The sequence below is a fragment of the Laspinema palackyanum D2c genome (assembly GCF_025370875.1).
Lineage (GTDB): Bacteria > Cyanobacteriota > Cyanobacteriia > Cyanobacteriales > Laspinemataceae > Laspinema > Laspinema palackyanum.
Genome location: NZ_JAMXFD010000016.1, coordinates 112,129 through 135,984, shown reverse-complemented (window position 1 = coordinate 135,984; position 23,856 = coordinate 112,129). Strand labels below are relative to the sequence as shown.

21 protein-coding genes and 1 pseudogene are annotated in these 23,856 nt (G+C 48.7%); 14 read left to right on the top strand and 8 right to left on the bottom strand.

Annotated features, from left to right (window positions below; all coding sequences use genetic code 11):
- Positions 1 to 101 precede the first annotated feature (101 nt).
- Positions 102 to 2,372, bottom strand: coding sequence for a photosystem I core protein PsaA (psaA, locus tag NG795_RS18320; protein WP_367290082.1), 2,271 nt, complete (start codon positions 2,370 to 2,372; stop codon positions 102 to 104).
- Positions 2,373 to 2,982: 610 nt separating this feature from the next.
- Here psaA and NG795_RS18315 point away from each other — a divergent pair.
- The gene (locus NG795_RS18315; protein WP_367290081.1) at positions 2,983 to 4,404 is read left to right on the top strand and encodes a hypothetical protein; all 1,422 of its coding nucleotides are present in this window, start codon (positions 2,983 to 2,985) and stop codon (positions 4,402 to 4,404) included.
- Positions 4,405 to 4,585: 181 nt separating this feature from the next.
- Positions 4,586 to 5,341 carry a Uma2 family endonuclease gene (locus tag NG795_RS18310; protein ID WP_367290080.1) on the top strand — a complete coding sequence of 252 codons (756 nt, stop codon included), beginning with the start codon at positions 4,586 to 4,588 and terminating at the stop codon, positions 5,339 to 5,341.
- A gap of 204 nt (positions 5,342 to 5,545) precedes the next feature.
- On the opposite strand, the gene NG795_RS18305 is transcribed toward NG795_RS18310, so the two are convergent.
- Positions 5,546 to 5,788: a hypothetical protein gene (locus NG795_RS18305; protein ID WP_367290079.1), complete on the bottom strand. Its 243-nt coding sequence runs from the start codon at positions 5,786 to 5,788 to the stop codon at positions 5,546 to 5,548.
- A gap of 206 nt (positions 5,789 to 5,994) precedes the next feature.
- On the opposite strand from NG795_RS18305, the gene NG795_RS18300 reads away from it, so the two are divergent.
- Entirely contained in the window at positions 5,995 to 10,086 is a 4,092-nt protein-coding gene (locus NG795_RS18300; RefSeq protein WP_367290078.1) for a HEAT repeat domain-containing protein, read from the top strand.
- A gap of 101 nt (positions 10,087 to 10,187) precedes the next feature.
- Here the strand turns inward: NG795_RS18300 and NG795_RS18295 are convergent, their stop codons facing one another.
- The 3 genes from NG795_RS18295 to NG795_RS18285 are packed head-to-tail and all read right to left on the bottom strand — an operon-like array spanning position 10,188 to position 10,798.
- Complete coding sequence (locus tag NG795_RS18295; RefSeq protein ID WP_367290077.1) at positions 10,188 to 10,373, bottom strand: type II toxin-antitoxin system RelE/ParE family toxin; 186 nt, start codon at positions 10,371 to 10,373, stop codon at positions 10,188 to 10,190.
- A 2-nt stretch (positions 10,374 to 10,375) separates the two neighbouring features.
- Positions 10,376 to 10,585, bottom strand: a complete 210-nt coding sequence (locus tag NG795_RS18290; protein ID WP_367290076.1) for a hypothetical protein — start codon at positions 10,583 to 10,585, stop codon at positions 10,376 to 10,378.
- A gap of 45 nt (positions 10,586 to 10,630) precedes the next feature.
- Complete coding sequence (locus NG795_RS18285; protein ID WP_367290075.1) at positions 10,631 to 10,798, bottom strand: hypothetical protein; 168 nt, start codon at positions 10,796 to 10,798, stop codon at positions 10,631 to 10,633.
- On the opposite strand from NG795_RS18285, the gene NG795_RS28460 reads away from it, so the two are divergent.
- From NG795_RS28460 to NG795_RS18260, 7 genes and pseudogenes are all read left to right on the top strand, one after another.
- Positions 10,721 to 10,954 (top strand): NACHT C-terminal alpha/beta 1 domain-containing protein, encoded by a 234-nt coding sequence (locus NG795_RS28460; RefSeq protein ID WP_436836064.1) that lies wholly within the window; start codon positions 10,721 to 10,723, stop codon positions 10,952 to 10,954. The genes NG795_RS18285 and NG795_RS28460 overlap by 78 nt on opposite strands.
- A 58-nt stretch (positions 10,955 to 11,012) precedes the next feature.
- Positions 11,013 to 11,234 (top strand): hypothetical protein, encoded by a 222-nt coding sequence (locus NG795_RS18280; protein ID WP_367290074.1) that lies wholly within the window; start codon positions 11,013 to 11,015, stop codon positions 11,232 to 11,234.
- Positions 11,231 to 11,665, top strand: a complete 435-nt coding sequence (locus NG795_RS18275; protein WP_367290073.1) for a PIN domain-containing protein — start codon at positions 11,231 to 11,233, stop codon at positions 11,663 to 11,665. The genes NG795_RS18280 and NG795_RS18275 overlap by 4 nt, the downstream gene beginning before the upstream one ends.
- Before the next feature lie 30 nt (positions 11,666 to 11,695).
- Positions 11,696 to 11,767, top strand: a pseudogene (locus NG795_RS28455) (NACHT C-terminal alpha/beta 1 domain-containing protein); the annotation flags it as partial.
- Positions 11,768 to 11,824: 57 nt separating this feature from the next.
- Positions 11,825 to 12,076 (top strand): hypothetical protein, encoded by a 252-nt coding sequence (locus NG795_RS18270; protein WP_367290072.1) that lies wholly within the window; start codon positions 11,825 to 11,827, stop codon positions 12,074 to 12,076.
- Positions 12,073 to 12,489 carry a type II toxin-antitoxin system VapC family toxin gene (locus NG795_RS18265; RefSeq protein ID WP_367290071.1) on the top strand — a complete coding sequence of 139 codons (417 nt, stop codon included), beginning with the start codon at positions 12,073 to 12,075 and terminating at the stop codon, positions 12,487 to 12,489. The genes NG795_RS18270 and NG795_RS18265 overlap by 4 nt, the downstream gene beginning before the upstream one ends.
- A gap of 343 nt (positions 12,490 to 12,832) precedes the next feature.
- The gene (locus tag NG795_RS18260; protein ID WP_367290070.1) at positions 12,833 to 13,525 is read left to right on the top strand and encodes a Uma2 family endonuclease; all 693 of its coding nucleotides are present in this window, start codon (positions 12,833 to 12,835) and stop codon (positions 13,523 to 13,525) included.
- 368 nt (positions 13,526 to 13,893) lie between these two features.
- Here the strand turns inward: NG795_RS18260 and NG795_RS18255 are convergent, their stop codons facing one another.
- Both NG795_RS18255 and NG795_RS18250 read right to left on the bottom strand, forming a co-directional pair.
- Positions 13,894 to 14,466, bottom strand: a complete 573-nt coding sequence (locus NG795_RS18255; RefSeq protein ID WP_367290069.1) for a hypothetical protein — start codon at positions 14,464 to 14,466, stop codon at positions 13,894 to 13,896.
- A gap of 47 nt (positions 14,467 to 14,513) precedes the next feature.
- Positions 14,514 to 15,974: a serine/threonine protein kinase gene (locus tag NG795_RS18250; protein WP_367290068.1), complete on the bottom strand. Its 1,461-nt coding sequence runs from the start codon at positions 15,972 to 15,974 to the stop codon at positions 14,514 to 14,516.
- An 825-nt stretch (positions 15,975 to 16,799) separates the two neighbouring features.
- Here NG795_RS18250 and ppsA point away from each other — a divergent pair.
- Positions 16,800 to 19,319, top strand: a complete 2,520-nt coding sequence (gene ppsA, locus NG795_RS18245; RefSeq protein WP_367290067.1) for a phosphoenolpyruvate synthase — start codon at positions 16,800 to 16,802, stop codon at positions 19,317 to 19,319.
- 271 nt (positions 19,320 to 19,590) lie between these two features.
- Complete coding sequence (locus NG795_RS18240) at positions 19,591 to 20,355, top strand: cobalt-precorrin-6A reductase (RefSeq protein WP_367290066.1); 765 nt, start codon at positions 19,591 to 19,593, stop codon at positions 20,353 to 20,355.
- A gap of 203 nt (positions 20,356 to 20,558) precedes the next feature.
- Here the strand turns inward: NG795_RS18240 and cbiE are convergent, their stop codons facing one another.
- Positions 20,559 to 21,794, bottom strand: a complete 1,236-nt coding sequence (gene cbiE / locus NG795_RS18235; protein WP_367290065.1) for a precorrin-6y C5,15-methyltransferase (decarboxylating) subunit CbiE — start codon at positions 21,792 to 21,794, stop codon at positions 20,559 to 20,561.
- Between the two features lie 254 nt (positions 21,795 to 22,048).
- On the opposite strand from cbiE, the gene NG795_RS18230 reads away from it, so the two are divergent.
- A complete protein-coding gene (locus tag NG795_RS18230; RefSeq protein WP_367290064.1) occupies positions 22,049 to 22,324 on the top strand; it encodes a hypothetical protein in 276 nt (91 codons plus the stop codon).
- 322 nt (positions 22,325 to 22,646) lie between these two features.
- Positions 22,647 to 23,657 (top strand): ROK family protein, encoded by a 1,011-nt coding sequence (locus NG795_RS18225; RefSeq protein WP_367290063.1) that lies wholly within the window; start codon positions 22,647 to 22,649, stop codon positions 23,655 to 23,657.
- Positions 23,658 to 23,856 lie beyond the last annotated feature (199 nt).

Here is a 23,856-nt window from a genome sequence, read left to right as displayed (position 1 = left end):
GCAATCCCGTACCAAATCCGACGAGTTGTCGGGTCTGCCGCGAGGTCTTGGCTAAATTTTGGGAATTTTGTTGCCATGTTTTTTTTAGCTCCTCCTCGCTATCATCCTGAGACTGCAATAATGCGGGCCAGGAAGAATGCCCAGGTCGTCACAATACCTCCTAAGAGATAGTGAGCAACCCCAACCGCACGTCCTTGAATGATACTCAGAGCGCGAGGCTGAATTGCCGGGGCAACTTTCAGTTTGTTATGTGCCCAGACGATTGATTCAATCAGTTCTTGCCAGTAGCCGCGACCGCTGAACAGGAACATCAGGCTGAATGCCCACACAAAGTGAGCGCCGAGGAACAGCAGACCGTAAGCGGATAAGGCAGTTCCGTAGGATTGAATCACCTGAGAGGCTTGCGCCCACAGGAAGTCACGCAACCAACCATTAATGGTGATTGAGCTTTGGGCAAAGTTACCGCCAGTAATATGAGCGACGGTGCCATCGGGAGAAACTGCGCCCCACACATCGGATTGCATTTTCCAGCTAAAGTGGAAAATTACGATGGAGAGGGAGTTGTACATCCAGAACAGACCGAGGAACACATGGTCCCAACCGGAAACTTGACAGGTGCCGCCACGACCGGGGCCGTCGCAAGGGAAGCGGAAGCCGAGTTCGCTCTTATCTGGAATCAGACGAGAGTTACGGGCAAACAGAACCCCTTTAAGCAGGATTAAAACGGTAACGTGAATTGTGAAAGCGTGGATATGGTGAATCAGGAAGTCTGCGGTACCGAGGGTAATCGGCATCATAGCAACCTTTCCACCAACCGCGACCACATCTCCACCGAAGGCGAAACTAGCCGGGGCTAGAGCGTTCGGAGCAGTGCTACCGGGAGCCAAGAAGTGCAGGTTTTGCACCCATTGGGCAAAGATGGGCTGAAGTTGAATGGCCGAGTCCGAGAACATATCTTGGGGACGACCAAACGCTCTCATGGTGTCGTTGTGAACGTACAACCCGAAGCTATGGAAGCCCAGGAACATACAGACCCAGTTCAGGTGAGAGATGATTGCATCACGGTGACGCAGGACGCGATCGAGCAAGTTGTTGACGTTCTTGGCTGGATCGTAGTCGCGCACCATGAAGATGGAGGCGTGAGCACCTGCACCGACAATCAAGAAGCCGCCAATCCACATATGGTGAGTGAACAGGGACAACTGAGTTGGATAGTCGGTGGCAATGTATGGATACGGAGGCATCGAATACATATGATGGGCCACGATAATGCTCAGGGACCCCATCATTGCCAGGTTAATGGCGAGTTGCGCGTGCCAGGAGGTGGTCAGGATTTCGTAGAGACCTTTGTGGCCTTCACCAGTGAAAGGACCTTTATGGGCTTCCAGGATTTCCTTCATGCTGTGACCGATACCCCAGTTGGTCCGGTACATATGGCCTGCGATGATGAACAGAACGGCGATCGCCAAGTGATGGTGTGCCGTATCAGTCAACCACAAACCTCCGGTAACGGGGTTCAAGCCACCTTTGAAGGTGAGGAAGTCGCTGTAAACGCCCCAGTTGAGGGTGAAGAACGGAATTACTCCTTTGAAGAATCCCCAATCCACGCTCGGATATAGCTGGGTCATCAAGCTCGGGTTCAAAATGAACTCGTGGGGTAAAGGAATATCTTTCGGATTCACCCCAGAATCCAGGAGCTTGTTGATCGGCAAAGAGACGTGAATTTGGTGGCCGGCCCAGCTCAAAGAACCGAGACCGAGTAATCCAGCCAGGTGATGGTTCATCATCGACTCTACGTTCTGAAACCATTCCAGTTTCGGAGCGCGTTTGTGATAATGGAACCAACCGGCGAACAGCATCAAGGCTGCCATCACCAATGCACCGATGGCGGTGCAGTAGAGTTGAAACTCATTGGTGATTCCAGAGGCACGCCACAACTGGAATAAACCAGAAGTGATCTGAATACCGTGGAATCCACCCCCAACGTTGGCGTTTAAAATTTCTTGTCCGAAGATCGGCCAAACCACTTGGGCACTGGGTTTAATGCCAGTCGGGTCGGTCAGCCATGCTTCATAGTTGGAAAATTTGGCACCGTGGAAATAGGCACCGCTTAACCAAATGAAGATTACAGCCAGGTGGCCGAAGTGTGCGCTAAAAATTTTGCGCGATACGTCTTCTAAATCGCTGGTGTGACTATCGAAATCATGAGCATTAGCGTGCAGGTTCCAAATCCAAGTGGTGGTTTTGGGCCCGCGAGACAAGGTACGGTCAAAGTGACCCGGTTTGGCCCACTTCTCGAATGAGGTGGGAACGGGATCTTTATCCACCGTTACCTTGACTTTTGCCTCTCGCTCTGGAGGGCTAATCGTCATCGAGACTCTCCTCTCTCTAGACAAGGACCTAATTTACATTCCACCCAAGGTGTTGCTCTGACACAACGGTTCACTACCAAAGGTGAGTGTTGGGTGGCTTACAACTTTTTAAAAAACCTTTTAAGGGTTCTTAAGTTTGTTAGTTTAATCCAAACTCGGGATTTTGTGTAGTAACCGCTCTAAAAATCCAGCAAAATGCCGGTCCGTCGAGCAAGACAACCTTAGTGGCTTCTGTTCGTGCATTATAAGGCTACCTCGGTTATCTGAATCCACTGCTTAACAATAATTCAAATTAGCCAAAATTTAATCGGGGATTGGCTTTGTGTTTCAAAGGTTCGTTAAAAAGTCAAGAGGGTTGGGGATAAATTAACATAACTTAATACTTGGCTGGGATAGGTGGTAGGCGATATAACTGGCGTACAATTGCAAGATGAGGGGATGTCAGGATTCGGGCGGTTTCCAAGGCATTTAAACCGGGAATCGGATTGTCTGCGTTGACCGATGCGATCGCCTTTCATCTTCTTCTTTGGGCAAATGGCCCATCATTGGTTTTATTTATGGAAAGACTTAACAAGTTTTCATAGTTGATCTCATATAGGAGAGTTGCTAAGTGTTAGGTAGAAATTCACGATCGCCGATTGTCAAATCGTTACTGTCTGCGATCGCCGCCATCATCCTCCTCTGCGGCTTAGGGGCCTGTAGCGATCGCATCGAAGCCCCTCCCAACGTCGAAGCCTCCCAAGCCGTCTTCATCGACAGCGAGTCCCAAATCTCCGAAGTTTCTCCCCCGGAAGAAATTCAAAAACTCAGACTCGCCTTAGACGCCTACGAACCCCAAGTCCAAATCTTAAGCCCCCAACCCGGTGCAGTCTTGGAGGATAGTACCGTTGCCGTCGAACTCCAAGTCCGGGATTTGCCTCTGTTTAAAAATCAGGACCTCGGCCTAGGACCCCACCTGCACCTATTTGTAGACCACCATCCCTATCAAGCGATTTACGATGTCCGGGAACCCATCGTCTTAACCGACCTAGAACCAGGGACCCACACCCTCCGAGTCTTCGCCTCCCGTCCCTGGCATGAAAGCTTTAAAAATGAAGGGGCCTACGCCCAAACTACTTTTCATCTGTTTGCGCCCAGCGAAGACAACCAACCGGATCCCACCAAACCCCTACTCACCTACAGCCGTCCTCAAGGGAGTTATGGTGCAGAACCGATTATGCTGGACTTCTACTTGACCAATGCCCCCTTACATCTGGTTGCCCAAGAAAATGCCACGGATGAAATCGCCGATTGGCGGATTCGGGTGACGATTAATGGAGAAAGCTTTGTCCTCGATCGCTGGGACCCGATTTATCTGAAAGGATTTAAGAAAGGGAAAAACTGGGTCAAGGTGGAATTTCTGGATGAGAAGGGTAATCCGGTCAACAATGAATTTAATACCACCGTCCAGGCGATCGACTATCAACCCAAAGGCAAAGACACCCTATCGCGGTTAGTTCGGGGGGACCTGAAAGCAGAAAAGGCGATCGTGATTGTAGACCCCACCTATAACCCACCGCCAGAACCCATCGTTGAACCGACTCCCGAACCCACACCGGAACCCACACCAGAATCCACACCAGAACCGATAGTTGAACCGACTCCAGAACCCACTCCAGAACCCGAGTCCCTGCTGCCTCTACCGGAACCGGAAGAGATGCCGGTAGATGTGGTCCCCGATGAATTTATGCCGATGCCGGAACCAGTGGCCCCAGCACCCACCGAAGAAGCAGCGGAACTGGTCCCGGAGGAAATCCAACCGGAACCGGCAATTGTGGAACCGGCGGCCAAACCTGTGACACGATCGCGATGGGATCAACTGCGCGATCGCATCCGTCGTCCCACTCCCGAACCCGCCCCCTCGGTAGTTCCGGAACCGCAGGCTGTGCCAGAAGTGATATCACAACCGAGTGAGATAGAAGCCCTAGAACTCACACCGCCACTTGACCCAACGGCAAGTGAGCCTAAGATGACCCTCGAACCTATCGAATAGCCTCCATTTTATACATGGAAACCAAGCCCGCTTAAGCGGGCTTTTTTGTAGAGAAACCTGGCTTTTGCCTTTGAGCGGGAGTCACCCTGTCGATTCAGCCAATTTGGTGTTAAATATAAGAGAGGGTCTGACACAGACTGAATGGTGTTACTTGCAGTTCAATCATTGAGAGGTTTAAATTATGGTAACCACCCCTCAAACCACCCAGGTGATCTACCCCGATTGTGATGGAAATCCCATGTCTGATAATACGCGCCAATTTCGTTGGATTGTGGTGATTAAAGAGAATTTAGAAATTCTGTTTGATGATGATCCGAATGTTTTTGTCGCGGGGGATTTACTTTGGTATCCCATCGAAGGAAATAATAAACTGCGTCAAGCGCCGGATGTGATGGTGGCGATCGGACGACCTAAAGGCGATCGGGGTTCTTATAAGCAATGGGAAGAAGGGAACATCCCTCCCCAAGTGGTGTTTGAAGTTCTTTCCCCTGGAAATCGTCTCAAGGAGATGGTGAAAAAACAACAGTTTTATGACCGTTATGGGGTGGAAGAATATTATATCTTCGACCCCGATCGCCTGGATTTCAATGGTTGGCTACGCAATCAGGCGGGTTCTTTGGAACTGATTGAACAGCCCGAAAACTGGACGAGTCCCCGGTTAGGGATTCGGTTTGAATTGCAGGAGGAACAGTTCACCATCTACCGTCCCGATGGGGAGCGATTTCTGACTCCCACGGAGTTAGCCAAATTCGCGGAACAGCAACGTCAGGAGGCTCAACAGCAACGTCAGGAGGCTGAACAACAACGGCAGGAGGCTCAACAGCAACGGCAGGAGGCTGAACAACAACGGCAACGAGCAGAGTCAGCAGAAGCACGTCTGCGGGAATTGGAGGCTCGTTTACGGGAATTAGAGGGCGATCGGCGTCCTGAAGGGTAAGATAATCTGCCTCATACGGAATTTCGCAATACTGATCAGTCTATAAAAACGAGCCGGGTCAATCTGTCTGTTTAGGGGCGCAAGCATTGCGCCCCTACAAGAAACAACGATTTTCTCAAAAGTGCGGGTTTTTATAGACCTTTAATTACCGGATTCCGGATCACCACTGGGGAACGGTTTCGCCCCTCTGAACTGTTCCGAGGGTTAGGGGCGAATCCGACGAGTTTGCCCGGTTGGGAGAAGCTGGGAACCGCGCATCAAAAAAGCATAGAGCATGACAAACAGCAACCATCCCGATGCATAGTAAACCCCAACCGGACTCACCGCTACCGAAGAGGAAGACTCCAGCTTAACTTCAATCCTTTGATACAGATAGGGTTCCACAAAATTGCTATAAGCATCTTCAAGGGCTTGCCGTTGTTTGATTTTATCCTGTTGATTTAGCATGGCTAATTAACCTCATTTTTAGTCGGTTTTTGAATGACAAGAACCAGACTATCCGGGGGTTAAAGCCGTGAATTGGAGGCATAAGTGGAAGCAAGTGTAATTAAGTGGAAAATGGTGGAAACCTCTGATTTTACAGGCTTAATCTTGACGTTTTTACTCAGGTAACCTAGAATACGAACAGAACTAACTAAGTCAAGGGCAGGGCAATGGAGTGGCAAGACTTTCTCCGAGAACAAGCCAAAAATCACGCTCTCTCACCGGAAGAGACAGATACTTTATTGAAGAGATTCCCTGAGAAAGAGCGTTATATTACAAATGAAGCCCAATTTACTGCGATCCTCAATGAGGGAATTTCTGATAAAAAGCATCAGATTGGTGAGGATGCTATCACCAAGAGAATGCAGAAAATTTATCAAAAATTTGAGCAAGATTGTCCTAAACTCCAACAATCATCTCGGGGGAAGTTAGGGATTTTGCGTCAATGGCTCATTGCTCAATTTATAGTTGACTCTAAACCCCTCAACCGCTGCATCTTAGGACTGAAGGGCAACTATGAAGACGCGCAACAGAAACTCACGGAAATCACTCAAACGCTGCAAACTCGCCTCAATGATAAAACGCTCTCTATTGCCAAGGTTGAGAAAGGCAGTATTATCCTGATTGTGGAGAGTTCCCAAACCGGGTATGAGCAATTTAAAACCCTGATTGGGCAAAAGATTGGGGAGTTTGAGGTGGAATATGCGATCGATGAATGGCAGGCTATCTGCCGTCAGATGTTGATTGACCGGAAACCCTTAACCAGCAATACGGTTTTAGGTCAGGTTTATGGGAATCGCAACTTAATCGATGATGATTTATTTGTCGATTTAGCCCTGGTGAAACCGAAACGGAGTCAGAACCCAAAACACCCCCAAGATATTGACCCGGAAAAGGGTTCAGATTTGTTCACCCGTCAGGAAGAAACCATCGAGAAACGCTTTGATTATCGGGAGTTTCTCCAAGAAGTCATTTGTAACCGCACCGAGAAACAGATGGCTATTATTGGCGAACCGGGGGCGGGAAAAACGACGTTACTCCAGAAATTAGCCTTTTGGTTATTACAGGAAACCGATGATTTAGTGATTTGGGTATCCTTGGCAGAATTGGGGAATCAACCCCTGGGAGAGTATTTAGAGCAAAAATGGCTCAAAGAGGCATTGGGGCTATCCAGAGAGGAAATAAAAGCAGACTGGAGGAAGAAATTTGAGGCGGGTGCAGTCTGGTTGCTGTTGGATGGCTTAGATGAGATGAGCCAGAGTGACCAACAGGCATTAAATTTCCGGGGTTGGGTGATGAATGCTCCGATGATTATCACCTGTCGCTTGAATTTGTGGCAAGCGAACCCCAGCCAGTTACAGGGGTTTCAAACCTATCTCACCCAACCGTTTCAGGATGAACAAGTGCAGGAGTTTATCCGGCGGTGGTTTCCGGTGCAAGCGGATGCGGAGTCGTTGTGGTCAGAATTGCAGGCGGCGGGGAAAGAACGGATTAAGGATTTATGCCGCAATCCCCTGCGGTTAACCTTGTTATGTGCGACTTGGAAGGTGGAGGATGCGCTACCGGAAACGATGGCGGAATTGTATGCGGAGTTTGTCGAGGCGATCTATAAGTGGAAGAAAAAAGCATTTACTGTGAAAAAAGAGGAAAAGAAACAGTTAAATGCAGCTTTGGGAGCATTGGCGAAGGCATCCCTAGAGGCAGAAACTAGCCGATTTCGCTTAACTCATCGGTTAGTCTGTGAGTATTTTGGAGAACTCGATGAGGATTCCTTGGTATTACGGTTGGGTTGGTTGAATGAGGTAGGAGTGGCGGAGGAAAGTCTCCGAGAAAAGGTCTATACGTTTTATCATGCGACGTTTCAGGAGTATTTTGCAGCGTTGGCGGTGGAGGATTGGGATGATTTTTTGCCTCGAAATCATGGAGATAGTCCGGTGGAGGGGAAGCGTTATCGGATTTTTGAACCGCAGTGGAAGCAGGTGATTTTGTTATGGTTGGGGCGTGATATTGGTCAGGATAATAAACAAGCTTTTATTCGGGCGTTGGTTGAGTTTAACGATGGTGTCAGAGATTTTTATGGATTTCAAGCCTATTTTCTAGCGGCTGCGGCAATTAATGAATTCAAAGCTTGTTCCCTGGCAGATGAGATTGTGCGGCAGTTTGTGAGGGGGGGATTTGGTTATTTTAATACTGAAAAACAAGAATGGACAACTTTTTTAGACCCCATCAAAGAAGGTGCGAGAAATATTCTAGGTGAAACAATTAGGCAAAAGGCGATCGCCGCCTTAGAGGAAATCTTACGGGATGCTGGTGCTGATAATTCCACCCGTAGGCAAGCAGCCGAGAGTTTAGGGAAAATCGCCCCAGGGAACCAGCAGGCGATCGCCGCCTTAGAGGAAATCTTACGGGATGCTGGTGCTGATGATTCCACCCGTGGGCGAGCAGCCGAGATTTTAGGGACAATCGCCCCAGGGAACCCACAGGCGATCGCCGCCTTAGTGGAAATCTTACGGGATGCTGGTGCTGATGATTCCACCCGTGGGCAAGCAGCCGAGAGTTTAGGGAAAATCGCCCCAGGGAACCAGCAGGCGATCGCCGCCTTAGTGGAAATCTTACGGGATGCTGGTGCTTATAATTTCACCCGTTGGCAAGCAGCCGAGAGTTTAGGGAAAATCGCCCCAGGGAACCAGCAGGAGATCGCCGCCTTAGCCTTAGAGGAAATCTTACGGGATGCTGGTGCTGATAATTTCACCCGTATCCTAGCAGCCAATAGTTTAGAGAAAATCGCCCCAGGGAACCAGCAGGCGATCGCCGCTTTAGTGGAAATCTTACGGGATGCTGGTACTGATTATTCCACCCGTATGCTAGTAGCACCTTTGAGTTTAGGGAAAATCGCCCCAGGGAACCAGCAGGCGCTCGCCGCCTTAGTGGAAATCTTAGGGGATGCTGGGGTTGATGATGACACCCGTAGGCTAGCAGCCGAGAGTTTAGGGGAAATCGCCCCAGGGAACCCGCAGGCGCTCGCCGCCTTAGTGGAAATCTTACGGGATGCTGGTGCTGGTAGTTACACCCGTAGGCGAGCAGCCTTTAGTTTAGAGAAAATCGCCCCAGGGAACCAGCAGGCGCTCGCCGCCTTAGTGGAAATCTTACGGGATGCTGGTGCTGGTAGTTACACCCGTAGGCGAGCAGCCTTTAGTTTAGGGAAAATCGCCCCAGGGAACCAGCAGGCGATCGCCGCCTTAGAGGAAATCTTACGGGATGCTGGTGCTGATGATTCCATCCGTAGGGAAGCAGCCGAGAGTTTAGGGAAAATCGCCCCAGGGAACCCGCAGGCGATCGCCGCTTTAGTGGAAATCTTACGGGATGCTGGTGCTGATGATTCCACCCGTAGGCAAGCAGCCGAGAGTTTAGGGAAAATCGCCCCAGGGAACCAGCAGGCGCTCGCCGCTTTAGTGGAAATCTTACGGGATGTTGGTGCTGATAAGTACACCCGTATGCACGCAGCCAATAGTTTAGGGAAAATCGCCCCAGGGAACCAGCAGGCGCTCGCCGCTTTAGTGGAAATCTTACGGGATACTGGTGCTGATAATGACACCCGTATGCAAGCAGCCGAGAGTTTAGGGAAAATCCTCACCACACGCCAACACTATGCAGGGGTCGTCTCCGCCTTAAAAGACTGCCTCAGCGATGAAGTTTATCAAAACGACTTTATCCGATTTAAGGAATGCTACAAACTCATCTGGAACTGTGCCGAAAACCTCCCCTATCCCGAATTTTACCAAGCCTGGCACCATCCCACCACCACTCCCCATCCCGAAGTCACCGAACAAACCCCCCATAAGAGTGAACCATCTTTCGCCCCCATCAACCTCGCCCAAGCCCTACAAAACCAGCCCATTCTCATCCTCAACGCCCAACCCCTCGCCCAGGAAACCCGGGAAGGGGAAATCGCCCTCACTCTGTGCGGACTGATTTGGAAACAAGTCTGTCCTCAGCGAATGTATCCCAGAGTTTCCACCCCTGCCGACTTATGTTATGCAATTGATGAACTCAAATTCACCCTCAATCTCCCCCACCGCGCCCTCCTCCTCACAGACTGCGAACATCCCACCCCGGAACTCATCGCCTTCTGTGAAAAACTCATCCGGGTCATTGCCGTTGCCTTCCTCACCGACGAACCCCTAGAAGCGCCGTTAAAAGGCTTTCCCCCCAATCAAGCGAACCTGATATCCGCCATTGAAACCTGGTTAGAGGAGATTTGAGAAACCGAGTTTCTAACCCCTTAATAAACTTCGTCATGGCTGCCGAAATCAACAAAAATAGCCTTGTTATCTTCGGTAAGATAAAATAATACGCTCACGTCTTAATCTACAGTGAAACTCCATAAATCCTTCAGTTTTCCTGATAGCTTATGGGTTCTTAAGCTCGGGTCGTAAGGGTCTGACGTAAATATTTCTAGTTTTTGCCAAAATTTTAACTCTAAGTTTTCATTCCCTTTAATCCTTTTTTTAAAAGCCCGTTTAAAAGCTGAACTGAAACTGACTTCCATGATTATTCCTCAATCAGTTGTCTCAATTCGTCAATCTGGTTAGAAAACTTGAGGTTTCCTTGTTGTTGTTCTTTCTGGGCTGCTTGGAAATTCTCATAAATCTTATCGCGACGCTCTTCACGGAGATACTGCTGCAACAATGATTGAATTTCTTCTTTTTCATGGGTAGAAAGACTTTTAATTGCTTCAACTACATCATTAAATGTCATCATTGACGAAGCCTCACGGTACTAAATCACCTTTAATGATATTCTACTTCACCACTTAGCGGCATCCCCCACCACACCCCATCCTGGGACACCCCATGTCCCGAGGAAGACCCCCCGGAACCCACAACCCCCGCCCAACTGCGCTGCCACCTCAAACCACTGCAACGCCGCCAACTCCTCCCCCACCGCGCCCTCCTTCTGACGGACTGCGAACATCCCACCCCGGAACTCATCAGCTTCTGTGAAAAACTCCCGGGGGTCATTGCCGTTGCCTCCCTCACTGAGGAACCCCTAGAAGCGCCGTTAAAAGGGTTTCCGCCCAATCAACCGAATCTGATATCCGCGATTGAAACCTGGTTAGAGGAGATTTGAGGATTTGCATTTTTTAGGTTAAAATATCCATAGTTTTATAGACAAAAGAAGGTTGAGAATGGTTAACTCCTTTGAATTTAAAGCGCAAATTAAACAAGGTATGATAGAAATTCCACCCGAATATCAACAAAATATTCAAGAAGGAAGTGACGTTAAAGTGATTATTGTTTCAGAAGAAACAGCCAAGCCCAGATTAATGGATCAATTAGCAAAACAACCTATTAGTGTTAAAGGGTGGAGCAAACCAACAAGAGATGAAATTCACGAAAGAAAATCATGATTCATCAAACAATATTTATTGATTCTAATATCTGGTTATATCGTTTCTTAGCGGATCAAGACCAAAATCCCCAGGAAGATGCTAGAAAACGCAAAATAGCCGTTTCATTAACCAACCTAAACAATATCGTAGTCAGTACACAGGTTATTAATGAGACTTGCTCGGTTTTAAGGAAAAAAGTTAATTTTCCTGAAACCCAAATTATTCAACTGATTGAAGAATTTGAACAACAATGTCAAGTGATAGATGTAACAACGGCTATTCTGAAAAGAGCATCCCAATTGAGAATGAATTACCATCTATCTTTTTGGGATGGATTAATAGTGGCTAGTGCTTTATCTGGTAAGGCAAACATTCTTTATTCTGAAGATATGCAAGATGGTTTAATTGTAGAGCATCAATTAACTATTATTAATCCTTTCAAAATCTAGTTTCTCAAACCCGACGAACTCCTAGACGCGCCGTTAAAAGGCTTTCCCCCCAATCAACCCAATCTAATCGCTGCCATTGAAACTTGGTTAGAGGAGATTTGAGGATTTGCGTTTTTTAGGTTAAAATATCCATAGGTTGATAAACAAAAGGAGGAAATTATGAAAATTGCCACTCAACTCACTGACGAACAAGCTCAAAAACTTGCTTTTATCCAACAACAAACTCAACAAAATACAGATGAAGTTTTAGGGGCAGCCCTTGAATATTATTATCAACAACTGTTGACTACTTCTACTAACCATCTGGAGAATTTTACTAAAATTGGCTTTATTGGGTGTATTGAAGCTGAACCTGACCTAGCTGAAAACTGCGAATCAATATTAATGCAGGAAATTGGCACTGAAAAATGATTATTGTTGATACCGGCTTTTGGGTTGCCTTGGCTAACAAAAATGATAACTACCATGAAGCGGCTAAACAAACTTTTAGTCAATATAATGAACCTCTGATTACTACATGGTGTGTCGTTACGGAAACTTGCTACTTTTTACAAGCTCGTCGGGGAGTTCAATCTTCGGTTACGTTTATTAATGCCATGTCTGAGGGATTATTTCAAGTTTTTGAAATTAAGCCTGACCATATCGCCAGACTCAAAGATTTGATGAATAAATATCGCGATGTTCCGATGGATTTAGCAGACGCATCCCTAGTTCTGTTAGCAGAAGAGTACAAAACTGGACGAATTTTATCATTAGACATTAAGGAGTTTAGTATTTATCAATGGAATAACAAAAATTATTTTGAGAATCTTTTCCAGTCTTAACAGCACCGTGAAACTTACTTTATTAATACCATAAATGCAAGTTTCTTCACCCACACCAGGAGAATCGAAAAGCGTCTCAACAGGAGAATCGCCTACATCCTCTGAAAACCCCACGGTATCCATGAGTCCGGACCTCCAACGCGCCTGATATCAGCCCTGCAAACCGGGTTAGAGGAAAATTAAGCGCCCCAAAAATCCCTTTCTTGACCATTGACGAAAAAATCAGCTAAAATGTCAGCGAGCCCTAGCCACCGACGGAAACACTTTAAAAGTCGGGTCAGAGAGGGTCTGACACAGACTGAATGGTGTTACTTGCAGTTCAATCATTGAGAGGTCTAATTTTATGGTAACTACCCCTCAACCCACAAAGGTCATCTATCCCGATTGTGACGGAAATCCGATGTCTGATAATACTCGCCAGTTTCGCTGGATTGTGGTGATTAAAGAGAATTTAGAAATTCTGTTTGATGATGATCCGAATATTTTTGTCGCGGGGGATTTACTTTGGTATCCCATCGAAGGAAATAATAAACTGCGTCAAGCGCCGGATGTGATGGTGGCGATCGGACGACCTAAAGGCGATCGCGGGTCTTATAAGCAATGGGAAGAAGGGAACATTCCTCCCCAAGTGGTGTTTGAAATTCTCTCCCCTGGCAATCGTCTCAAGGAGATGGCGAAGAAACAGCAGTTTTATGACCGTTATGGGGTGGAAGAATATTATGTGTTCGACCCCGATCGCCTGGATTTCAATGGGTGGATACGCGATCAGGCGGGTTCCCTACAGGTGATTGAGCAGCCGGAAAACTTTACCAGTCCCCGGTTAGGGATTCGCTTTGAATTGCAGGAGGAACAGTTCACTATCTACCGTCCTGATGGGGAGCAATTTCTGACTCCAACGGAGTTAGCCAAACAAGCCGAACAACAGCGTCAGGAGGCGGAACAACAACGTCAACGAGCGGAGTCAGCAGAAGCACGTCTGCGGGAATTGGAGGCTCGTTTACGGGAACTAGAGGCCGATCGCCGTCCTGAAGGGTAAGATAATCTAACTCACGACTGGGGAAGGGTTTCGCCCCTGTGAACTGTTCCCAGGGTTAAGGGCGGATCCGAGGAGTTTCCCGGGTGGGAGAGGGCGAGGAATCGAGGAGAGTTAGCTAGATTACCCCACAAGCCATAACTTCAGCCTGCTAAACTCACGGCAAGTGAGGCAAAATAGCTAACTCTGATCAGCCACGGTAGCGCAGATTTGTGAAAATCTTGTGAATCTGGGAAAAAATATATCGGGAGGAGTAGAGTCAGCAGCCGAGGCGATTCCTTCGGAAGCCTTCGCCAACGCATTTTAGGCAGAGGAAGGGATTCCCGCTCAATTCCCCCCGATTCCAGTATCTGAACCTGCTGCTATTCTCCCTAAAATCCGTACAGTTCATAGAATGACTCTTGACCTAAATGGGGAGCATATTTTTTCACCAGGCTTTCTAAATCTTCCCCTGCGGCTAAATCAATCCAATCGTCCACTGACCCGCGAAAGCACCACCGTTGTACCCAGAACTTCTTCGAGTCTTTCCTTCTTAGAAATCGCATCATTGGGCCATAAGTGAGGAGAGTCTCTATGTGACGTGAAGAGATGTCTCTCCCTCCTAATTCGCTTAAGATGTCCGACAGATTGTCCACATCTTGATCGGGAAGATAGATAATAATACTTTTGTCTTTAACATCAATGATGAAGTTCTTAACTTTGCTGTATTGTTTAATCCCCTGTTCCACGGTTTCTAATTCGCGATCGCTAAACAACTTGGGCTTAATTTTCCGCAAATAAACTTGACTATTGGGGTTTTCATAAATTTCATACCCATCGGGAATTACATTGATTAAATTTCCCTTTGGTTTTAGGGAAAAATAATACTTAGGCTTGCCGGTTTTAGTGGTGCCTTGGTGCAGAAAGTAGGTTTGCCCTCGCCGATTAGTATATTTCAGTGCCATGTTTAGACTCCCAACAGGAAACGATTAATGGATAATTCTATCACCCATTACTGATGCCAGTCGGGTTCTGGCGATAAGTCTTCCGATTCAAGATCCAACCAGTCTTCGATTTCTTCGGCTAACCAGGTACATTCTTCCTCGGTGAGTTTTCGTCCGCTATTTCCAAAGGCATATTGTTGATAATATCCGGGTCGGGGTCCGGCGGTGAGGGCGACTCCCATGACAAATTTTTTATTGTCATAAAAGATGGAAACGGTTTTAATATTGGCGGTGACGCCGAGTTGGCGGCGATAGGTAAATCCTAGTCGTTTTTGCTGGATCTCAAAGGTGTTACGATCGCGTTCTAAACAGACGATGGTTCGTTCAAAATACTCGCTCAAACAGGCAACCATACCCAGGGGAATTAAGATCGGCAGGATGACGGTTACCACTTGGAGGACCAAGGACAACAGGGACAAGGAACCAATGCCGATTAATAGATACACTAATACCTGAGCAATGATATCGGAAGTGCTAAGATTATCTCGCAAGGAGGCGATCGTGCGTTCGATTAGGTTTAATCCCCGTTGCCATAAATTTAACCCCCAGGTTACGACTTTTAATCCGGGTTCGGGGAGGATGATTTCTAGTTTTTGGGGGGTTTTGCTCAGTTGAATCGGGGTGATGTCTGGTTGATAATAGGGGGCGTTGTCCGTGGAGAGGGTGGCGACTCCTGCTAAGGCAGCGATCGCCTCGGAGGCGGTGGGATAGCGATTGTCCACCTGGGTTTGCGTCAGGGTTTGCAACCAACTGATTAAATAGGGGTTGAATTGGGGACTGAGGCGATCGCCAAATTCTAGCTGCAAGTTCTTCTGGAGTAACTCGGCAGGGGGTACGCCGGTGAGGAGGTGAACCAAAGTTGCACCCAAGGCATATAAATCCGATGCCGGGACCGCCTGTCCCCCAAATTGTTCTAACGGAGTATAGCCATAAGTGCCAACTACGGTAAAGCTGCGTCCGGGAGTGAGCAAGTTCCGGTCTTGGGCGGCCCCGAAATCCACTAAATAAATTTCGTTGTCTTCTCCTAATATAATATTGCTGGGTTTAATATCTCGGTGGAGGACGGGAGGATTCAACTCATGCAGATAACATAAGATATTCAACAGGGCTGTGGCGATTCCTTCCACTTCCTCTTCTGTGAACCGCCTACCGCGATCGAGCCAGTCCTGAAGGGATGCACCAGGAATATACTCCTGAACTAACCCGGACCAGAGGGTGCCATCATCGATCGCAAAATAATCCCGATACCGAGGAATGCGCGGATGGGCTAAATTTTGGAGGACCTTCGCCTCCCGTTCAAACAGCTTGAGACTTTCCCAAGCTTTCGCACCTCCCCAGACGAGCAACTTCACCACCACGAGTTCCTCGGTGGTCAAATCGACTGCTAACCAGGTTTCCCGGGTCGGGTTATCGTTTAACTGCTGTTGCAGTTGATACCGTTCTTGTAATACCGCCCCTGTTTCCGGCATATTGTCACAATCCAAATTGGACTAACTTGATTCTTCCCCTCTCTAGGGTAGCAATTCTTGCTCTCTGATGGAAAGGGTTCGGGGTTGAGGACCCTTTCCATTAGGGATTTTCCCGGATGCGGGATAGCGGTCCTCGGGTCAAGGGTTCACCTTCCCCGGCAGAATGCGCGGAAAACCGACTCAATTAGGCCAATTCAAGCGATTAGGGCAGTTCAGGCGATCGCTGGGGTGGGATGAGTCATTAAATAGAGAGAACCGGAGATTCTAAGGGCAGGGTGGTGGACCAAAAAAGGCGATCGCTTAATGGGTCATGGGAGAGGGGTGACCTGGGCCAATGCCGAAAAAGCTTGTTCATAGGGGAAGGGGGAACAGAAGTCAAGCGATCGGGATAACATTTCGGTCTAATTAATCTTGAAAATTTTATCCTGATTTTCCCAGCAATCCGAGGTTCTCACAAGGGGGAAATCCCCCGGGAGATTGACGGAGTAAAGATTCCCCTGTCGGCTCAATTTGACCCCCAGGGAGGAAGGGGACTGCTTAACATTAAGAAATAAACAACCCCTTAGATGTTAAAGCAATCTAAATATTCTTTTAACAAAGTTACGGCGATCGGCGGGAGAGAATACGTTACAATATTTTAAATTAGCTAAAAAGCTAAGAAATAGAAGAGCAAAATCCAATTGTCATAAAAAGTTCAAAATAAAGATTTTAAAAGTTGTCGAATTTGAAAAATCTGAGTTATGATTTACGTGGAAAGTGAAAAACAAAGAAGTTTAACTTTCTACAACGTTTAAAGACGAGCATCAGGTAACAGGAGTAGGATATATGGTTTCTACAGCTCCAGAACAACAATCAGCCAAAGGTTCCAAAGAAACACAGTTTGTACTTTTCTTTGAAGAAGTAGGATTAGCAGACTTAGCCTTGGTGGGGGGGAAAAACTCCTCATTAGGTGAAATGATCCAAGAGCTTAAATCAAAGGGAGTTAACGTCCCCACCGGCTTTGCCACCACAGCTTATGCCTATCGGTATTTTATCGAGAAAGCAGGGTTAGAGGAGAAACTACGGACCTTGTTTGCGGATCTGGATCTCAACGACGTCAACAATCTGCGGGAGCGCGGCAAGCAAGCGCGGGCAATGGTGATGAACACCCCATTCCCGAAAGAATTAGACGATGCGATCGCAGCGGCTTACCTCAAATTGTGCGAAACCTATGGTGCTAACGCTGAATTCTGCAAGCGCTTTGGCCCAGAGTATCAAGAAGTCTGCGAAAAATTTAGCAGCGATCTTGACGTAGCCGTTCGTTCTAGCGCTACTGCCGAAGACTTACCTGATGCGAGTTTTGCCGGACAACAGGAAACTTACCTCAACGTACACGGCGTCAAAGGTGTGCTTGAATCGTGTCATAAGTGCTTCGCGTCCTTATTTACCGATCGCGCCATCTCCTATCGCCATCAATATGCCTCGAAGCGTCCCGACTTTGACGAATTCAGCGTCGCGCTTTCTGTAGGCGTTCAAAAAATGGTCCGTTCTGACTTAGCCAGTTCTGGCGTCATGTTCTCCATCGACACAGAAACCGGCTTCAAGAATGCCGCCTTAGTCACTGCGGCTTACGGTTTAGGGGAAAACGTCGTCCAAGGTGCAGTCAACCCCGATGAATACTTTGTCTTCAAACCGACCCTCAAAGAAGGCAAACGCCCAATCCTCGAAAAACGCTTGGGCAGTAAAGAAATCAAAATGGTGTATGATGTAGGCGGGTCGAAACTGACGAAAAACGTCCCAGTTTCCGCTCCCGAACGCGATCAATACTGTATCAACGATGATGAAATTCTCACCTTAGCCAAATGGGCTTGCATCATCGAAGACCACTACAGCGAATCCCGGGGCAAATATACCCCAATGGACATTGAGTGGGCCAAAGACGGGATTACTGGCGAACTCTTCATCGTGCAAGCACGTCCAGAAACCGTCCAATCCCAAAAAGCCGGAAACGTCATCCGCAACTTCAAACTCCAAGGCAGCAGTGATGTTGTGGTTCGGGGTCGTGCGGTTGGTGAAATGATTGGCCAAGGTAAAGCTCGTGTCATCTTAGATGTACACAATCTTGACCTGTTCCAACAAGGTGAAGTCTTAGTTACCAACAAGACGGACCCGGATTGGGAACCGATCATGAAAAAAGCGAGTGCGATCGTCACCAACCAAGGGGGACGGACTTGCCACGCCGCCATTATCGCCCGGGAAATGGGGATTCCAGCCATCGTCGGTTGCGGAACTGCCACCCAGGATATCAAGAGTGGTCAAGAGGTCACTGTATCTTGTTCTGAAGGGGAAGAAGGCAAAGTCTATGAAGGTTTAGTTCCCTTCGAGGTTTTGGAAACGGCGATCGACAACCTGCCACGCACCAAGACCAAAATCTTGATGAACGTCGGCAACCCAGAAGAAGCCTTCGGTTTATCCTCTATTCCTTGCGATGGCGTTGGTTTAGCCCGGTTTGAGTTCATCATCGCCAACCACATCAAAGCTCACCCCTTGGCCTTGATTCACTTCGACAAACTCGAAGATCAAGCCGTCAAGAGCGAGATTGCTGAACTGACGAAACTGTATTCGCACAAACCTGACTTCTTCGTAGACAAATTGGCGCATGGGATTGGCACGATCGCCGCTGCCTTCTATCCCAACCCAGTCGTTGTCCGGATGTCTGACTTCAAGAGCAACGAATATGCCAACCTCCTCGGTGGTAAGCAATTCGAGCCCAAAGAAGAAAACCCAATGATCGGCTGGCGGGGTGCTTCTCGTTACTACGACCCCAACTATACCGAAGCCTACGGGTTAGAGTGCGTCGCCCTCAAACGGGTCCGCGACGACATGGGTCTGACCAACGTCATTCCGATGATTCCCTTCTGCCGCACCCCTGACGAAGGTCGCAAAGTGTTAGAGACGATGGAAAAATACGGTCTCAAACGCGGCGAAAACGGACTGCAAGTCTATGTGATGTGTGAAATCCCCAGTAACGTCATTCTGGCCGAACAATTCGCCGAAGTCTTCGATGGCTTCTCGATCGGTTCTAATGACTTGACCCAGCTCACTTTGGGTCTGGACCGTGACTCTTCCTTAGTGGCACATATCTTTGATGAACGCAACCAAGCGGTTAAAGATATGGTGACGATGGTCATTCAAACCGCGAAGAAAACGGGTCGCAAGATTGGGATCTGCGGTCAAGCGCCTTCGGACTATCCCGAATTTGCACGCTTCCTCGTGGAACTGGGTATCGACTCCATCAGTTTGAACCCCGACTCTGTGATGAAGACTCTCCTCGACATCGCCAAGTTGGAAGAAACCATGAAATAATCTAGCTTTTCAGTAAGATAGATAGATCGGCGGGAGAGTCAACTCTCCCGCGCCAGAAAAAAAGCCCGCATCAGCGGGCTTTTCTTGATCTGGTGGGGTTCGCAGAGGGGGGAAGAACCTCACTCCCCTAGCCCCCTCTCCTTGTAAAGGTGAGGGGGGAAGAACCTCACCCCCCTAGCCCCCTCTCCTTGTAAAGGTGAGGGGGGGACAAGAGGATAAGGAAAGCAGGAATGGTATAAATATTTGATGAGGTAAATCAGGGGCAGTATCAGTGGATTTTAGCTCTAACTTGAACCTGAAACGAGTGCTGATCCTCGGTGGAACCGGAGATGCTCGGGAGTTAGCCGATCGCATGGCTGAAATCCCCGGGGTGGAAGTGATAACCTCTTTAGCCGGTCGAACTCGGATGGCGGTGGTGCGATCGCAAAACACTCGGATTGGTGGGTTTGGTGGCGTGGCAGGACTGAGCCAGTATTTGCGAGAACAGCACATTGATCTGCTGATTGATGCCACCCATCCCTTTGCGGCGCAAATTTCAGGGAATGCCGCTGAGGCTGCTGCTGCGGTGGCTATTCCCCGTTTAATGCTGATGCGTCCCGGGTGGGAACGTCAGGAGGGCGACTGCTGGATTGAAGTCGAGAGCCATCAAGCCGCAGCAGGGGTATTACCAACCCTTGCTCACCGGATTTTTCTCACGATTGGTCGGCAAGAATTGGCTGCCTTTGCTCACTTGCAAGATTTGTGGTTTCTGATGCGGATGATTGATCCACCCTCACCGGATGCAGCAGTTCCCCCAGGCAAGTTGCTGTTGGAACGGGGGCCATTTGGCCTAGACGATGAGCGATCGCTGTTGCAGCAGTATCAGATTGGGGCGATCGTCAGTAAAAACAGTGGCGGTGATGCCACTTATGCCAAAATCATTGCTGCCAGGGAGTTAAGCATTCCGGTGGTGATGATCCAACGTGCACCTGTCCCACCCGGAGACAGGGTGGCAGATGTTGAGGGAGCCTTAGCATGGCTTAAAAGTAGGTTGTAGCTGAGATCTTGCACCAGTTGCAACAACCAGCGGGGGTTAAAAACCCCGCCTCATAGCTCAAGTCGTCTTTAGACGACTGCAAGTCTTATCCCGTGGTGTTTTCAGTCGATTGAAACCGACTTAAGCTGTTAGGCCGCCAATCGTTTTAACCCCCGCCAGTTGTGGCAACAGGTACTTCAGTCGGTTGAAGCCGACTTGAGCTGTTAGGCGGAGGTTTTAACCCCCGCCGGTTGTTGCTTCACCACCACCCATTGAGTGACGGGTGCCATTGCCTTCCAGCCTAAAAATTTTCCCACAGGTTCCGCTCGTTGAATGGCAATGCGGGTGAGGTGACCTCCCCATTGGCGATATCCTTGGAAGAGGGTTTGTTCGCTCTCGACGGTGACGGCATTGGCGACGAGACGACCGCCGGGACGCAGGGCCTGCCAGCAGGTTTCTAGGAGGTCCGGTGTGGTAACACCCCCCCCGATGAAGATGGCATCGGGTTCGGGGAGGTTTTTGAGGGCATCGGGGGCGGGTTTGGGGATGATAGTGAGGTGAGGTACGCCCAATGCGTTGGCATTGTTGGCAATGTATTGTAGGCGAGTGGGATGTTGCTCAATAGCGATCGCTCGACAACGGCGATCGGTCCGCATCCATTCAATAGCGATCGAACCACAGCCTGCTCCCACATCCCACAGCAGTTGTCCCGGCAGGGGTGCAAGGCTGGATAAGGTAACTGCACGCACTTCTCGTTTTGTCAACTGTCCATCATGGTGGTAGGCGGTGTCCGGTAGTCCTGGAGTCTGGGGAGAGAGGGGGGAGAAAGCGGGGGAGTGGACATGAATGGCGATCGTATTCAGATTATCCAGTTCGGTCTCAGTCCAGGTGGCGGCAATGCCCTCAGTCAGACGTTCCTGGGGGCCGCCCATGCGCTCTAACACCGTCATTTGACTATTGCCATACCCCTGGGATGTGAGAGATTCGGCGACAGTGGAGGGGGTAGTTTTGTCCGCACTGAGGACAAGAATTTGGGCCCCGGGATACAGGACGGCATTTAACAGGGCCGGGTCTCGTCCACAGAGGCTGAGAGTTTCCACCTCAGTCCGGGACCAACCTAGGCGCGCACAGGCTAGACTGAAGGCAGAGGGAGCAGGAACGAGGGTCATTTCAGTGATGGGAATGTGGCGCAGGAGGGTGACACCAATGCCGTAGCACAGAGGGTCACCAGTGGCTAACACACAAATGGCTTGTCCGCGACGCTGGATCACCTGCTGCACCGAGTCGGCAATGGGAGAAGTCCAGAGGAGTTTTTCTTGGCTGTCTTCTGGCGGCAACATAGCGAGATGACGTTCTCCACCAACGATAACTGTAGCTTGAGCCAGGAGCGATCGGGCCACAGGACTAATTCCCGCTATCCCATCTTCCCCAATCCCCACAACCGATAACCACTTCTGCACATTCCCCTCCTGGCCTGACCTGCTGCCATTTTATAAGAAAAAAACCAGGTTTCTCGCCGCATCGGGTGTTTTTTAGCAAAAATAGCGGTTCCAAGAGTGATAGTCTATAAGAACGAGCCGTGTCAAGGTGCAATCCCACGAATTTTTGTTCTTTCTTCAAGAGCCTGCTCAGTCCGCTATTATACCCAACCTGATTCAAGAACTCTTGGACTGTTCTAATTAGAAAACGGACAATTACATGGGTATCCGAACCTTTGACATTGATTCTCCGGGCAGCGAATCGAGAGCAAGACGCAAAAGCGAACCAAAAATTACAAGACAAAATTCAGGCTCTGGGGGTCGGAATTGCATTTGGGGCAATTTTTGCCTCGACTTCGGCTTTAATTTTCCAGGAACCGATCGCCTATCCTTGGCAACCTAATCACGGGGACAATTTACATCGGTTTGCGATCGCCCTGTTGTTGAGTATTGGGGCGGCTGTGGTGGCTTGGAAGGTCGCTAAACTGTTGATTGGATGGAGTCGAAACTAGGCAAAATCAAGGAAACGAAAACCGGAGTTACTTATTATTTGATGTCGAACCCTTTTAGGGTGGGTTGATTCGAGAATCAACCCTACAGTCGGAGGTTGGGTCAAGTCGTAGGTTAGGTGAAGCGAAGGGCAAAACCCAACCAATCCGGGTTAAATGTTGGGTTACATTGCATTCGGTCCAACCTACTGGACAAGTCGTAGTCGGAGGTTGGGTAAGGCGAAGCGCGCCACCCAACAAATTGAGGTCAAATGTTAGGTTACATTGCATTCCACCCAACCTACAAAGTTTATAATCCAAAAGAGTTGGATCTTAGGAAAGAATCATGAGCATTTACTTGGGGATTGACATTGGTGCTACCACCGTCAAACTGGGATTATTTGATCCAGAAAAAGGGGTCATCGGAAAAAGGTTAGATCGTCCCTGCAAAGCATCTGAGGGTCCCGACGCTACCGTAAATGTGATTAAAACCGCCACCAGTGAGCTACTCCAAGCCAATGATCTACAATTCAAGGATTTAAAAGCCATTGGTGCTTGTTGTCCCACTCCTATTGATGCTTCGGGAATGTGTGTTTATCCCACCAATATTGATCACTCTTGGCAAGGGGTCAACGTCAGGCAAAAACTTTCCGAGGCTCTCCAGTTGCCAGCCCTCCTCCTCAATGATGGAGACGCGGCTGCTTACCGGGAATACAGGGTCCGCGAGGCTCAAAATAAGGCCTCTTCCTGCATGGCTCAGTTTATTACCGGAACCGGATTAGGTGGCGCTTTGATTATCAACGGGAAAATCTGGTCGGCTCCGGCGGTTTCCGCAGAATTGGGTCATATTTGTATTAATAGTTCTGAAAATGCGGATCCCTGCGGATGTGGTGCGAGGGGATGTGTGGAAACGAGAGCCTCTTTATTGGGTCTGAGAAATATGGTTAAACACCGACAGGCTAAGGGGAATGTGCCGGAAGCGTTACAAGGAGAGCATATAGAGGTGGCGAAAACCCTGCGTCGCTTGGGTCAAATGGATGATCCTCTGTCCGATGTTGTCGCGATTTGGCAAGAGTATTTTACAAGCCTGGGTATAGCGGCTCGTAATGTCGTCAATACGGTAGGCTGTGACCTGATTGTGATTTCTGGGGGAGCGCAAGAAAAGGAAAAAACGGCATCCGATGGGGCATATCAACGATTTAAACAGGATGCGATCGCCTCGATTCGTCAGGGAATTGACCAGAGTTTCCCCCATCTCACCCAGACAAGGGTGGAATGGTCTATTGATACGCTCCTAGATAGTGCGGCTTACGGTGCAGCTCAATATGCCAGTGTGACAGGGAATACCACGTTGTAGGTTGGGTAAAGCGAAGCGCCACCCAACAAATCCGGGTCAAATGTTGGGTTACATTGCATTCGGTCCAATGGACAAGTAAAGAATTGTAGCACTGCCCACCGACATTAAGTTGGGCAGTACCCACCCTACTCTAGTCAGCCCCGATTCTGTGGTAAACTACCCTAACTTGATGCTGGGGAAGTCCGGTGGGATTCCGGTA

Excerpts from the sequence above, each read along its gene's own strand:
- psaA (WP_367290082.1), bottom strand. The coding sequence starts at position 2,372 with ATGACGATTAGCCCTCCAGAGCGAGAGGCAAAAGTCAAGGTAACGGTG.
- NG795_RS18310 (WP_367290080.1), top strand. The coding sequence starts at position 4,586 with ATGGTAACCACCCCTCAAACCACCCAGGTGATCTACCCCGATTGTGAT.
- NG795_RS18305 (WP_367290079.1), bottom strand. The coding sequence starts at position 5,788 with ATGCTAAATCAACAGGATAAAATCAAACAACGGCAAGCCCTTGAAGAT.
- NG795_RS18300 (WP_367290078.1), top strand. The coding sequence starts at position 5,995 with ATGGAGTGGCAAGACTTTCTCCGAGAACAAGCCAAAAATCACGCTCTC.
- NG795_RS18295 (WP_367290077.1), bottom strand. The coding sequence starts at position 10,373 with ATGGAAGTCAGTTTCAGTTCAGCTTTTAAACGGGCTTTTAAAAAAAGG.
- NG795_RS18290 (WP_367290076.1), bottom strand. The coding sequence starts at position 10,585 with ATGATGACATTTAATGATGTAGTTGAAGCAATTAAAAGTCTTTCTACC.
- NG795_RS18285 (WP_367290075.1), bottom strand. The coding sequence starts at position 10,798 with ATGTTCGCAGTCCGTCAGAAGGAGGGCGCGGTGGGGGAGGAGTTGGCG.
- NG795_RS18280 (WP_367290074.1), top strand. The coding sequence starts at position 11,013 with ATGGTTAACTCCTTTGAATTTAAAGCGCAAATTAAACAAGGTATGATA.
- NG795_RS18275 (WP_367290073.1), top strand. The coding sequence starts at position 11,231 with ATGATTCATCAAACAATATTTATTGATTCTAATATCTGGTTATATCGT.
- NG795_RS18270 (WP_367290072.1), top strand. The coding sequence starts at position 11,825 with ATGAAAATTGCCACTCAACTCACTGACGAACAAGCTCAAAAACTTGCT.
- NG795_RS18265 (WP_367290071.1), top strand. The coding sequence starts at position 12,073 with ATGATTATTGTTGATACCGGCTTTTGGGTTGCCTTGGCTAACAAAAAT.
- NG795_RS18260 (WP_367290070.1), top strand. The coding sequence starts at position 12,833 with ATGGTAACTACCCCTCAACCCACAAAGGTCATCTATCCCGATTGTGAC.
- NG795_RS18255 (WP_367290069.1), bottom strand. The coding sequence starts at position 14,466 with ATGGCACTGAAATATACTAATCGGCGAGGGCAAACCTACTTTCTGCAC.
- NG795_RS18250 (WP_367290068.1), bottom strand. The coding sequence starts at position 15,974 with ATGCCGGAAACAGGGGCGGTATTACAAGAACGGTATCAACTGCAACAG.
- ppsA (WP_367290067.1), top strand. The coding sequence starts at position 16,800 with ATGGTTTCTACAGCTCCAGAACAACAATCAGCCAAAGGTTCCAAAGAA.
- NG795_RS18225 (WP_367290063.1), top strand. The coding sequence starts at position 22,647 with ATGAGCATTTACTTGGGGATTGACATTGGTGCTACCACCGTCAAACTG.